The organism is Asticcacaulis solisilvae, from assembly GCF_052327315.1.
GTDB classification, from domain to species: Bacteria; Pseudomonadota; Alphaproteobacteria; order Caulobacterales; family Caulobacteraceae; genus Asticcacaulis; species Asticcacaulis solisilvae_B.
This window is the reverse complement of sequence record NZ_CP166196.1, coordinates 3,529,159-3,540,990: the sequence shown is the minus strand read 5'-3', so window position 1 is coordinate 3,540,990 and position 11,832 is coordinate 3,529,159. Positions and strand designations below refer to the sequence as shown.

Here is an 11,832-nt window from a genome sequence, read left to right as displayed (position 1 = left end):
TGGCTGAACCGGCTGGGCGGTCCAGAGAGGAAGAAAAAGTCAGAACTTGAGATTTGCTCCAACGAAGATGACGCGTCCCTGGACGTCGTACGTGGCCGGGATGGTGTTGTCGGCCGGCAGCTGCGACGAACCGAGGACCGGCGGGTCCTTGTCGAAGGCGTTGCGCAGGCCGGCGGTCAGTTGCACCGCCTTGTTGAGGTCCCAGGTCGCCGTCAGGTCCAGATAGGTCTGGGCGTCGATGACCGGGTTGGTCAGGGTATCCAGCGCCGGCACCGTCTTGCCCTGGCGCTGCGCCAGGACGACCGTGTCGACCGTCACCTTGCCGATGTAACGGGCGCGCGCCGACAGGGTCAGCGGGCCGGTCTTCCAGGTCAGGCGCGTCGTGCCCTTCCAGTGCGGAATGGGCTGGCCGCAGGTGGCGCCGAAGGCACCGACGCAGGAATTGACGATCGACGGCATGGTCTGGTCCGGCGTCGTGACGAATTCCTTCACATAGGTCCAGTTTTCACCGATGTCCCAACGGCTGCTGCCCAGGAGGCCCCAGTCGGTCGAGAAGCTGTAATGGCCTTCGATATCGACGCCCGATGTCTTGATGCCGCCGATATTGGCGTTGGTCGTGGTGACATAGTTCGGCGCCGTGATCTGGCCGGTGATGGGATCGCGGTTGATGGCCTTGCAGTAGACGCTGTTGGCGTCCTGCAGCACGTTATAACACATGTTTAATACACTTTGCAGGCTGCCCCCGCCCAGCGGCGCGATCGCGTCCTTCAGAGTGATGTCGTAATAATCGACGCTGAGCTGCAAGCCGCGGATGGCGGTCGGCGTAAAGACCAGCCCGACCGTCGTGGTGTTCGACGTTTCCGGCTTCAGGTTCGGATTGCCGCCCAGCACCTGGGTGATGAAGTTGGTCGGCTGCACCGAGACGTCGTAGACGAGATTGGCCGGCACGCCGGTGGCGACGCAGACAGCCTTGACGGCCGCGGTTTGCTGCGCGCTGGGCTGGCGGCTGGAACACGGATCGGACGCCGACGGGCCGTTGGTGCCCTGGCCGCCATAGAGTTCGCTGACATTGGGCGCGCGGATCGCGTGCTGGTATTGGGCGCGCAGGGCCACGTCGCTGGTGAAGGCCCATTCGGTGCCCAGCGAATAGGTCCAAACGCCGCCGACCCCGTTGGTGTCATAGTCTGAATAGCGGAAGGCGCCGTTGACGCTCAGGCGCTTGGCCATCGGCAGGTTGGCCAGGATCGGGGCGCGGATTTCGCCGTAGACTTCCTTGACGGTGGTTGAGCCGCTGGTGGCGCGCGCCGCGTTCCAGCCCGACACGTCGCCGGATGCCAGGAAGACGTCGGGGATGTACTTGCCGTAGTCGTAGCGCCATTCGAAGCCGGTCGAGAAGTCGACCGGACCGGCCGGCAGGTCGAAGGCTTCGCCGGTCAGGTTGCCGGCGAACACCTGCTGCTCGGCGCGCAGGCCGGCGTTCGAGGTGATGCTGATGGCGTTGGCGCAAGCCGTCGTCATGTTCTGGCCGAACGGATTACAGACCGGGTCGGCGCCGCCCTGCGACAGGATGGCGTTCTGGAAGCGGCTCAGCGAGATCGAGCCCGACTGCGTGTCCGATTCCGAGGTCCGCGCGAAGGTGTAGTAGACGTCGTACTTCAGGCTGCGCAGGAAGTTCGGCGATACGTCGCCCAGGTCGCCGCGCACGCCGAGCGCAAAGCGCACGACCGAGTGGTCCGAGGACGAGAAACGCGTGCCGATGTCGGGCAGGCGGCGATTGAGGTTCAACACCGCCAGGCCGTCATTCTGCGTGGTGGTCAGGGTCTGGCTGCCTTCGGTGACCTTGGTCGTGCCCGTCTCCTTGGCGTCGAGCTGGTGCAGGACTTCCTGCATCTGCGGCGACAGGTAGGGGTTGTTGATATTGACCAGGAAGTTGCCGCTGGCCGAGGTCGGGGCGATCTGCACATTGGCGACGTTGTCGCTATAGTGCATTTCCATGTAGCCGGTGGCGTGGGCGTTGAAATCGTAATGGGCGAAGATATTGCCCATCCAGCGCGTCTGCGGCGTCACGATGTAGGACAGAGGGCCCAGGTCGTAGGCGTCGCCCGGCGCGACATAGGGGCGCACGGTCTTGCCCGTCGTGTCGAAGATGGCGCCCAGCGTCGTCATGTTCTGCAGGCCGGCCGCGATCAGGGCGGCGTCGAGGCCCGGCGTCGAGCCTGACGAACCGACGACCGGCAGGTTGCCGATGCGGCCGTTGGGCACGGTCGACGAGCCCGAGAAGATCAGGCCCGGCTTGCCGCCGGCCTGGGCGCAGGTCTGGCCCGACGGGACGGACAGCGGGGTGCCGGCCTGGGTGGCGCTCCACGACGAAGCGGTGACGCAGCCGTCACCCAGCGAGGTGCCTGCCCAGTCGCCGCGGTCGGCGCGCGTATAGCCGCCGCGGTTGAGGTAGTCGAGCGAGGCGACGATATTGCCGCGGCCGCCCGCGAAATTGCCGCCGGCCGTGATGTCGGCCGAATAGGTCGGCGTGCCGGTGTGTTCGTCCCAGCTGCGCTGCACGTTCATTTCGACGCCTTCGAAGTCGTCGCGCATGATGAAGTTGACGACGCCGGTGATGGCGTCCGAGCCGTAGACGGCCGACGAACCGCCGGTCACCGTCTCGATGCGCTTAACCAGCGCGGGCGGGATGGTGTTGATGTCGGTGGTGAAGTCGGGGCCGGTGATGGCGAAGCGGCGGCCGTTGACGAGGACGAGATTCCGTACCGGGCCGAAGTTGCGCAGGTTCAGCGTGGCCGTGCCGATCGGCTGGCCGGCCTGGACGGTGTTGGCCGTCGGGCTGTTGAGCTGCGAGCCGGTGAACTGCGGCGTATCGGTCAGCAGCACGTCGAGATTCTGCGTGCCGGTCAGCTTCAGTTCCTGCTGGTCGAGAACGGTGACCGGCGTCGGCGCCTTGAAGCCGCGATTGGCCAGGCGCGATCCGGTGACGATCACGGTCTGGGATTCGGCAGGCTGAACAGCCTCGGCGGCGGCGGGCGCTGCGGCGGCCTCGGCCGGGCTGGCGCCATCGCGCATGCGCAGGGAAATCACCGAACCGCTGTCGGCGGCGACTTCGAGATTGGTGCCGTCAAGCAGTTGCGACAGGGCGGCGTGCACGTCCATTTGGCCGCGCACGGCGCGAGTAGTGACGCCCTTGAGGCCCGAGGCTGGAGCGATGATCTGGATACCCGCCTGGCTGGCGAATTCGGGGATCGCCTTGACGGCGGGTTCCGCCGGCAGGTCGAAGGTGCGGGTCTGGGCGAAGGCCTGAGCGGCAAACAGCATCCCGGCTGCGGCTACGCTTAAGAGAAGATAGGACTTCCGGACGTTTGGCATGCGTTTCTCTCCTGTCCCGTCCGCGTTTTTATGAATGATGCGGTTGCGGACGTTCGATGGCTAGACGCGTGGGCCGATGCGTTTCCACTATGCCGGCGAGCGAATTTTTACGTTTTTTTTACGTTAAGCCCGCTCAGCGGTGCAAAACTACCTCGCCGTCGCCGACCTCGGCGCGCAGCCCGAAAGACGCGGCGACGGCCTGCGAAAAACCGACGGGGTCGTTGGCCTGGAACAGTCCGGTGATCTGCTCGCGCGCGATCATGGGATCGTCGATGACGATGCGCGTGTCGCTGTAGCGGCGGAACTCGCCGGCGGCGTCGGCCAGGGTTTCGCCTTCGAAGGCCAGGCGCTGTTCACGCCAGGCCAGGCCGCGGTCGATTTCAGCCGGCGTGATCGCGGCGACGGCGATGCGTTCCGGTGCAGTCTCGACCGCGCGCATATTGGTCGTCAGGCGCACCGGCGTGCTGTTGCCGGCTTGCAGCGATACGGCGCCGCGTTTGACCGTCACCTGTACCGGCTGGCTGTCGAGGTGGCGGACCGTAAAGGCCGTGGCGTCCGCCAGCACGCGGGTTTCGCCGGCGCGCACGACGAAGGGGCGGGCGTCGCGGGCGACATCGAACAGAGCCTCACCGTCCTCCAGGTGGATTTCGCGCAGGTCGTGCGAATAATGGACGCGAATGCGCGACTGCGTGTTGAGGCTGACGACCGAGCCGTCGGACAGGGGAACGACCTTCAGTTCGCCGATGTGCGTGGCGTAGGCTTCGCCACGCGTGGCGTAGGCCAGGCCGCCGATGGTGGCGACCGCCAGCGACGCAGCCATGCCGGCGCCACCCATCAGGATGTGACGGCGCGCCGGCGCTTTTTCCGGTGCGCGGTAGCCGGGCGCCAGCGCCGCGGCCCGTTCGGAGTGGAGGGCTATGGCGCGCGCACGGCCGAAGGCGCCGAGGTGACGCATGTCCTCAGCCAGCCACGCGTCGAGGACGGCCTGTTCGGTTTCGGTCAGAGGGGCACGGTCGATCCGCGCGGCCCAGTCCGCCGCCTGGGTATCAATCTTGCTGGCTGTCTCTTTTGGCATTCGTCGTACGCAATTTAGTGCCCCACGCCCTTGACGTACGGACCGGGTCATTTCCGCCATGCGAAAATGCGCCCATCAATAAAAAAAAGCCACGGCTCATATGCTTTTCGACCGTGCTTTCAGACAGGTTCAGCGTCCTGGCCACTTCGCGCTGCGACAGGCCCTTGACGCGGCGGAGTACGAAGACGTCGCGAATCTTGCCGGGCAGGCCGGAAATCGCCTGCGACAGGCGGTAAAGTTCGTCGCGGCCGATCAGCGTATCCTCGGGCGTCGCCTCTTCGGCCATCACGCCCAACTGGTCGATATCGTTGACCGTCTGGAACGACACGACGCGCGACCGGCGCACATGGTTGACCAGGATGGAGTAGGCCGTCTGGAATACATAGGCGCGCGGGTTCGTGATAGCGCTAACATTTTCAAGCACGATAAGCCTGGCATAGGTTTCCTGCACCAGGTCGTCGACTTCGAGGCCGGCGATACGCCGTTTGGACAGCCAGGCGCGCAAGGCGGGTTCGTGCGGCAGGACATGGCGGGAGAGCCACAAGGCACGCTCGTCCGACAGTCTGGTCATGCCTTAACCCCCTATGCCGTCCTGGATCGGCGGCTTTGCGCCGCTTGTTTTTCATTTCCTGAAATTCGATACTACTCCATGGGAATGGAGTTGACAATCCGCTGTTATCCGGCGGCGATTGTGGCTGTCACAGGGGCGTGGTAGGCGTCTTGTACCTCCCCGTTTTCGCAGAAAATGGGGAGGGGGACCGCCCGGAGCGTTAGCGCAGGGTGGTGGTGGGGTTTCTTGCTTTCTTTTCACGCACCGGCGTTTGGCAAGAAAGCAAGAAACCCCACCACCACATCTCCTTCACCCTTGCTGACGCAAGGGCTCAGTCGTGCGGTCCCCCTCCCCATGCTTCGCACGGGGAGGTGCAAGAAAGGGCGGCGCGGCGCATGAAACTCCCCACCTTCACCTGGCCGGACGGCGCCTATGCACTGCGGCTGATCCTGGCGGCGATGCTGGCCTATGGCGCGGCCCAGGCGCTTGGTTTCGAGCATGGCTACAGCGCCGTCTTCAGCGCCATCATCGTCACGCGGCCCTATGCGCAGGGCGCCATCAAGGCCGGCCTGCTGCGCCTGCTGGCCACGGCGACCGGTATTCTCATGGCCTTCGTCGCAGTGTGGCTGAAACATACGGGCCTCAACGATTACGAACTTCTGCTGGCCGCGCTGATTCCGCTCAGCATCCTGGCGGCCTGGGACCAGAGTTACCGAACCTCGTTGATCTCGGCGCTGATCCTGCTCTCGGCGTCGACGGGCGCGCCGGACCTGAAGGTCGCCGCCCTGCGGGCCATCGTGGTGACGCTGGGCGCGGTGATCGGCATCGTCGTGTCGATGATCGTCCTGCCGCAGCGCCACGACCATGTTGTCGGCCGCAAGGCCGCGCGCGTCGTGAAAGACATGCTGGCGCAGCTGAAGACGGCGCTTAATCCGCATCCGGACTTCCGCCGTGACGACGCCGTCGACCGGCGGGTGCGCAAGGTCCTGCTGGAAATCGGCCAGGCAGCCAAGGACCACAAGCCCGGCAAGGACACCGAGCACGACTCGGCGAAGATCGTCGGAGTGACGCGGCGCATACAGTCGTTGTGCATCCTGATCCGCAGCCATTGGCGCACCGACATGACGCCCGAAGACCGCGCGGCGCGCGAGGCGGTCTGCGATCAGCTGATTACGGGCTCCGAACCGAAGGCGGTCATCGGCGCGATCCGCCGGTTGCCGCCGCTCGGCGACGCAGCCGCACCGGAGCCGTGGCTGCTGGAATCCCTGGCGCGCGACCTGATCGCGCTCGACGCCATGACGTCGAAAGCCCGGGCGACAGGATCAGCCGCCCGGGCTTGAGGCCTATTGCGACGCGCCTTCGACCAGCGCCGTGTGGGCATTGCGGTTCTTCGCCCAGGCGTCGTCACCGTCGCCGTTATCCAGCGGCTGTTCCTTGCCGTACGAGATCGAGGTGATGCGGCCGGGCGTCACGCCGTGGCTGACCAGGAAGTCGACGGCGGCCTGGGCGCGGCGAGCGCCCAGCGCGAAATTGTATTCGCGCGTGCCGCGTTCGTCGCAATTGCCTTCGATGCGCACCTTCACCGCCGGATAGCGCTTCAGCCACTCGGCCTGGGCCGCCAGAATCGATTGGGCATCGCCCCGGATGCCGGACTGGTCGACATCGAAATAGACGCGGTCGCCGACATTGACGACGAAGTCTTGCGACGAACCCGGACGGATGCCGGGCGCCGGCGCGGTAGCGACCGGCGAGGTGGGGGCCGGCGTCGTGGCCGGCGGCGGCGCCTGGACCGGGGCGGCGGCGACGGGGGCTTCGGGTTTGGGCTTGCTGGCACAAGCCGCAAGCGAGCCCAGGACCATCAGGGAGGCGGCAAGGCGAAGGGCAGTTTTCGGCATCATCGGTTTTTGTATCCTGCTTGTTTTCGGTAAATCGAACAGCGGCCAACGGCCGTTGGCACTCTGTTTATGCCGGTGTTCAATATGGCGGTACGAAATCCTGGATGAACGCCAGATGAACCGAAGTTTATTGAAACGATTTCGGCATCAAACGCTTACTTATAACTGCGTTATACACGTTCACAATGGTGTCATGTTGTCGTGATTGGATAAGATGTTAACGCTATAATCTGTTACGCAATAACGTAATTGCGAATTTATTATTCTGCCGCGACCGCGATAGCATCGTCATTATTATCGTTGCGGAAAGGTGCGGCGCCATAGCGCAGCCAGGCGAATAACTCGGCCTGCACGCCGCGCCTGAGCCCGGCCTTGAGGGCTTGCCGCGCCAGCCAGTCCTTGCGCTTCTTGGCTGGCACGGCCTCCAGCGACCGCACGGGTAACCGCGCCGGCAGGATGAAATCGCCATGAATGGTGCGCGCCGTCGCGATTTCCGCCCAGAAGCCGTCATTGTCGGCGACGATCAGATGGTTGATGTCCTTGAGCGGATGGTTGTGCGTCTGGACGGCCTGGATATCGCGGCATTCCAGCACCTCGGCCAGGGCATAGAGGGCATCGAGCACGACGCCCTTGGGGCGGGCGCCCCACATATTGCGCGTGGCGCCGACCACGGCCTGCTTGGCGTCCTCGCCGGCCGGGCCCTGCAAGCCGGCAATGCGGATCTGCACGTCGTGGCGCGGCGACAGGGCCAGGTTGAAGGTGAGGGCGTCGCCGCCTCCTGGAGGATCAGCGTCAGTTCGCCTTCGAAGCGGTAGCGCTCGTGGCGCTGTACGACGATATCGTAGGCCGTCTCATCCTTGCCGCGAATGCTGGCCAGCGACAGGCCTTGGCCCTTGAGCAGCGCGACAACGACCGGACGCTGGAAGTGGCACTCCAGCACGCCGTAGTGCGCCGTCAGCATGGCGAAGCGTTTGCCCGGCGACAGGCGCTTCGAGTGGTAGCCGCGCACGAATTTCGAGCGCACCATGTCGATTTCCGGTTCGCTGCCCAGATGGTGACCGTAGAGATCGTGGACATAGTCCAGCCAGCGCGCCGAATGCGGCAGGTGCTGGATAAAGCTGGTCACGAACCGCTTGGTCTTCTTCAGGCATGTTCGGCCCGGACACGGTTGAGCGAACGCACAAAATGCGGCAACATACTGAACTGTCTCGTTTTTATTGCAGGCGCCGTCGAACGCCTCCCCATGTCTATGACACGGCTGAAACATTCGACCCGTAACTTACCGGCCGGAAACTTTTTTGCGGGGACCGTCCTATTTCGCTTTCACCTGCGCAGTCCCTACGGTGCTGGCGCCGGGCCGACATAAATTTGTGCAAAGGAATTTTTCATGACACGCACGCTTACTTCGGCGGCCGCCTTATGCGCGCTGGCGTCTACCGTACTTTTCACCGGGACCTCGGCGATGGCCAAGCCGCATCATGGCTGGCACGACCATTCCGACTGGCGCCGCGGCGGTTATGTCGCCCGCTCCGACTGGGACCGCGGCCAGCACGTCGATTACCGCGCCCATCACCTGCGTGCGCCGCCGCGCGGCTATGAATGGCGCCAGGTCGACGGCCGCTATGTGCTGGCCGCTGTGGCGAGCGGAGTGATCGCGTCGATCATTCTCAACAGCCACTGAAAACGAGAGAGGCGCCCCCGGGAGGCGCCTTTTTTACGCCGGCGCGATGGTTTTCGCACGGTCGTTGGAAAGTATTTATATGTGTTAACGCCGCTGTAACCGGCTACAGGTATCAAGAGGATATGGATCCCAATGTATCTTTACGGGAGATGTCGTCTTGTCCGAGCCTTCGCATACCGGCGATCACGCTTCGCCAGCCATGACGGCTGATCCTGCGACGTTGAGCGTGCGCTTCATGCTGATCCAGGACCAGTTGCGGATGGCAGCCGAAAAGGTCAACCTGCTGGCGGGCATGGGGTTGTCCCATACCGACGGCTACAAGACCGCTTTCGAGGCCTACGAGGTCAAGTTGGGTGAATTCAACACGCTACGCCAGATGCTGGGCGTCTAAGGGGCAATAGTCCATCGCCTGCCATCCATCATGCCGGCGCAGTTCGACAGGCGCACCAAGCCCATCGCCTGGAATTTCATGTTTCAAGGAAGGGATTGGAGCGGGCGAAGAGGATCGAACTCTCGACATCCACCTTGGCAAGGTGGCGCTCTACCGCTGAGCTACGCCCGCTCATTTCAATCATCTGCAGAAGATGTCTGCCGGAGAGGGGCGCCTTATAGATCGAAGCCCGAAAGCTTTGCAAGGGCCTTTTCGGCAAAACCTGTGAAAAACTTTTATAACATCGCGGGGATGACGCGATCGGGCGGGCGGTGGCCGTCCTGGAAGGTCTTAACGTTCAAAATCACACGGTCGCCCATGTCGGTGCGCGCCTCGACGGTCGACGACGCCATGTGCGGCAGCAGGATGGCGTTCGGCAGGCCGATCAGTTCCGGATTGATCGCGGGCTCGCGTTCATAGACATCGAGGCCGACGCCGGCGATGCGCTTTTCGCGCAGCATGGCCGCCAGGGCCTGTTCGTCGACGATCTGGCCGCGCGCCGTATTGACCAGGATGGCGTGCGGCTGAAGCTTCGAGAGGCGTTCGGCATTGAGCAGGTGGTGCGTGCCCGGGCCGCCGGGCGCATTGATCGACACCACGTCGACGCGGGATAACATTTGATCCAGATCGTCCCAGTAGGTCGCCTGCAGGTCGTCGCTGATGCGCGCCGAGACGGGCTTGCGGTTATGATAGTGGACGCTCATGCCAAAGGCGCGGGCGCGCCTGGCCAGGGCCTGGCCGATACGGCCCATGCCGACGATGCCCAGACGCTTGCCGAAGATGCGGCGGCCCAGCATGAAGGTCGGCGACCAGGCCGAGAATTCGCCCTTCTGGACGATTTCGGCGCCTTCGACGAAGCGGCGCGACACGGCCATGATCAGGCCCATGGTCATTTCCGCGGTGTCTTCGGTCAAGACACCTGGAGTGTTGGTGATGATGATGCCCTTGTCCGCCCCGGTCACGACGTCGATGTGATCGTAGCCGACGCCGAAATTCGCGACCATCTTCAATTGCTCGCCGCACTCCGAGAAGAAGTCTGCGTCCAGGCGGTCGTTGATCGAGGTAACCAGCACGTCGGCGGTCTTGGCGGCGGCGAACAGCTGGTCGCGCGGCATCTGCGACAGGGTGTACCACAGAGTCGTGTTGAACAGCTCACGCATCCGCGTCTCGACGGAGTCGGGCAGCTTGACGGTGAGGACGACCTTGAGTTTTGCGCTCATCAAATGCCCTTGAGTGCGCCCGATCGGCGCGAATACGGATAAATTAGGGTCTTGTTAACCAAATCTGAACCCTTTGGGGCAGAATCATCAGATGTCCTCCCGATACTGTGTACCGTTCAGCATGCCGACCCCTGCAACCAGAGCTCAAGTGCTTGCCTTTTCCATGGCCCCGGCAGCGCGGTCAAGGGCTTTTGCATGCCTTGGCGCTTTGACAGCGCTGGCTTTGCTTGTGGTTGCGCAGCCTTCGCGGGCCGAAACGCCGGAATACGACACCCCATCGAAGCTGCCGGTGCCGCGCTGGGCCATGCTGCGCAAGAACGAGGTCTATGCCCGCAACGGCCCGTCGAAGGACAATCCGGTCAAGTGGACCTACAAGGTTGCCGGCCTGCCGGTGCAGATCATTTCGGAAACCCATGACTGGCGGTTGATATGCGATCCGTCGGGCGGTGCCGCCTGGGTCAGCAAGACCATGTTGCAGTCGCAGAAGACAGTGATCAACGGCAATGAGGGGCAGCGGCTGGAAATGCGCCTGTCGCCCGCCGATAACGCGCCCGTCACGGCCTATCTCAAGCCGCGCGCCATGGCGCAACTCGGCAAGTGCAAGAAGGACTGGTGCAAGGTCTCGGTCGGCGGCGCGTCCGGCTGGGTGCCCGTGCGGGGGCTATGGGGCATGCAGACGACGCCGGTGTGTCAGCGCCCGAACCTGTTTGCAGGGAATTAACTTTAGACGACAGGCTTGTTTTTCTTTGGCCCGGCCTCCGAAGCGTGGTGGGCGGGGTGCGATCGTAACGCGCGCGCAGATGTCGAAGCCTAAGCAAATATCAGTGAAACTGTATTCTTTGTCTTCCAAAGGAAAAGCCCCTCGCACCGCCTTCGACGGTCCCTTCGCGGGCGAAAGCTATACTTTCGCCTCGCTCACCCCATAAATTGGAGGGCCACCTCCGATGCTGCCGCTTTTTCCCACATGTCAAAAAAACATTGAGCGCTTGCGCGGGCTCGTGTAACGCATCTCGTCTTTTGTTAAGACGGCCTTTTTGTGCTGCGGAGCCCCGATACGTCCATGACCGAGCGTCCCTCGTCCCTCGATTACGAAGCCCTTCTGGCCTGCGGGCGCGGTGAAATGTTCGGCGAAGGCAATGCCCAGCTGCCGGCGCCGCCGATGCTGATGTTCGACCGCATCGTCGAAATCAACGAGACCGGCGGTGCGCACCAGAAGGGCTATATCGAGGCGGAACTCGACATTAATCCCGAGCTCTGGTTCTTCGCCTGCCACTTCATCGGCGATCCCGTCATGCCGGGCTGCCTGGGCCTTGACGCCATGTGGCAGCTGGTCGGTTTCTATCTCGGCTGGCGCGGCAATCCCGGCCGCGGCCGCGCGCTCGGCGTCGGCGAAGTGAAGTTCACCGGCCAGGTGACGCCTAACGTGAAGAAGGTCGTGTACAAGATCGATATGAAGCGCGTCATGTCGGGCAAACTGATCATGGGCATTGCCGACGGGGTTGTCGAAGCCGATGGCAAGCCCATCTATCAGGCATCGGGCCTGCGCGTCGGCCTGTTCGACGCCAAGGACCTGGGGTAAGTCCTCCAAGGCCTGAAAGGCCAATACGGG

At 63.6% G+C, this 11,832-nt stretch carries 11 protein-coding genes, 1 tRNA gene and 1 pseudogene; 5 read left to right on the top strand and 8 right to left on the bottom strand.

The window, feature by feature from the left end:
• Positions 1-39 precede the first annotated feature (39 nt).
• The 3 genes from AB8717_RS16780 to AB8717_RS16770 form a co-directional block, all read right to left on the bottom strand.
• A complete protein-coding gene (locus AB8717_RS16780) occupies positions 40-3,372 on the bottom strand; it encodes a TonB-dependent receptor (RefSeq protein ID WP_443748458.1) in 3,333 nt (1,110 codons plus the stop codon).
• A gap of 133 nt (positions 3,373-3,505) precedes the next feature.
• Positions 3,506-4,447 (bottom strand): FecR family protein, encoded by a 942-nt coding sequence (locus AB8717_RS16775; RefSeq protein ID WP_443748457.1) that lies wholly within the window; start codon positions 4,445-4,447, stop codon positions 3,506-3,508.
• Positions 4,419-5,018, bottom strand: a complete 600-nt coding sequence (locus AB8717_RS16770; RefSeq protein ID WP_443748456.1) for an RNA polymerase sigma factor — start codon at positions 5,016-5,018, stop codon at positions 4,419-4,421. The genes AB8717_RS16775 and AB8717_RS16770 overlap by 29 nt, the downstream gene beginning before the upstream one ends.
• Positions 5,019-5,392: 374 nt before the next feature.
• Between AB8717_RS16770 and AB8717_RS16765 the strand changes: the two genes are divergently transcribed.
• Positions 5,393-6,337 carry an FUSC family protein gene (locus tag AB8717_RS16765; protein ID WP_443748455.1) on the top strand — a complete coding sequence of 315 codons (945 nt, stop codon included), beginning with the start codon at positions 5,393-5,395 and terminating at the stop codon, positions 6,335-6,337.
• Between the two features lie 3 nt (positions 6,338-6,340).
• Here AB8717_RS16765 and pal read toward each other — a convergent pair whose 3' ends face one another.
• From pal to AB8717_RS16750, 3 genes and pseudogenes are all read right to left on the bottom strand, one after another.
• On the bottom strand, positions 6,341-6,892 hold the full coding sequence (pal, locus tag AB8717_RS16760) for a peptidoglycan-associated lipoprotein Pal (RefSeq protein ID WP_443750913.1): 552 nt from the start codon (positions 6,890-6,892) through the stop codon (positions 6,341-6,343).
• Positions 6,893-7,152: 260 nt separating this feature from the next.
• On the bottom strand, positions 7,153-7,620 hold the full coding sequence (locus AB8717_RS16755; protein WP_443748454.1) for a DUF535 family protein: 468 nt from the start codon (positions 7,618-7,620) through the stop codon (positions 7,153-7,155).
• Between the two features lie 104 nt (positions 7,621-7,724).
• Positions 7,725-8,159 (bottom strand): annotated as a pseudogene (locus AB8717_RS16750) (DUF535 family protein); the annotation flags it as partial.
• A gap of 120 nt (positions 8,160-8,279) precedes the next feature.
• On the opposite strand from AB8717_RS16750, the gene AB8717_RS16745 reads away from it, so the two are divergent.
• Positions 8,280-8,573, top strand: coding sequence for an RcnB family protein (locus AB8717_RS16745; protein ID WP_443748453.1), 294 nt, complete (start codon positions 8,280-8,282; stop codon positions 8,571-8,573).
• A 157-nt stretch (positions 8,574-8,730) separates the two neighbouring features.
• Entirely contained in the window at positions 8,731-8,964 is a 234-nt protein-coding gene (locus AB8717_RS16740) for a hypothetical protein (protein ID WP_443748452.1), read from the top strand.
• A 96-nt stretch (positions 8,965-9,060) separates the two neighbouring features.
• On the opposite strand, the gene AB8717_RS16735 is transcribed toward AB8717_RS16740, so the two are convergent.
• Positions 9,061-9,135: transfer RNA gene (locus AB8717_RS16735), tRNA-Gly, on the bottom strand.
• A 104-nt stretch (positions 9,136-9,239) separates the two neighbouring features.
• Positions 9,240-10,223, bottom strand: coding sequence for a 2-hydroxyacid dehydrogenase (locus AB8717_RS16730; RefSeq protein WP_443748451.1), 984 nt, complete (start codon positions 10,221-10,223; stop codon positions 9,240-9,242).
• Positions 10,224-10,452: 229 nt separating this feature from the next.
• Between AB8717_RS16730 and AB8717_RS16725 the strand changes: the two genes are divergently transcribed.
• Positions 10,453-10,944 (top strand): SH3 domain-containing protein, encoded by a 492-nt coding sequence (locus AB8717_RS16725; protein WP_443748450.1) that lies wholly within the window; start codon positions 10,453-10,455, stop codon positions 10,942-10,944.
• 339 nt (positions 10,945-11,283) lie between these two features.
• A complete protein-coding gene (gene fabA / locus AB8717_RS16720) occupies positions 11,284-11,802 on the top strand; it encodes a 3-hydroxyacyl-[acyl-carrier-protein] dehydratase FabA (RefSeq protein WP_443748449.1) in 519 nt (172 codons plus the stop codon).
• Positions 11,803-11,832: the final 30 nt, after the last annotated feature.

What these genes read in the sequence shown, in the direction of transcription:
- AB8717_RS16780 (WP_443748458.1), bottom strand. Translation starts at nt 3,372, where the DNA reads ATGCCAAACGTCCGGAAGTCCTATCTTCTCTTAAGCGTAGCCGCAGCC.
- AB8717_RS16775 (WP_443748457.1), bottom strand. Translation starts at nt 4,447, where the DNA reads ATGCCAAAAGAGACAGCCAGCAAGATTGATACCCAGGCGGCGGACTGG.
- AB8717_RS16770 (WP_443748456.1), bottom strand. Translation starts at nt 5,018, where the DNA reads ATGACCAGACTGTCGGACGAGCGTGCCTTGTGGCTCTCCCGCCATGTC.
- AB8717_RS16765 (WP_443748455.1), top strand. Translation starts at nt 5,393, where the DNA reads ATGAAACTCCCCACCTTCACCTGGCCGGACGGCGCCTATGCACTGCGG.
- pal (WP_443750913.1), bottom strand. Translation starts at nt 6,892, where the DNA reads ATGCCGAAAACTGCCCTTCGCCTTGCCGCCTCCCTGATGGTCCTGGGC.
- AB8717_RS16745 (WP_443748453.1), top strand. Translation starts at nt 8,280, where the DNA reads ATGACACGCACGCTTACTTCGGCGGCCGCCTTATGCGCGCTGGCGTCT.
- AB8717_RS16730 (WP_443748451.1), bottom strand. Translation starts at nt 10,223, where the DNA reads ATGAGCGCAAAACTCAAGGTCGTCCTCACCGTCAAGCTGCCCGACTCC.
- fabA (WP_443748449.1), top strand. Translation starts at nt 11,284, where the DNA reads ATGACCGAGCGTCCCTCGTCCCTCGATTACGAAGCCCTTCTGGCCTGC.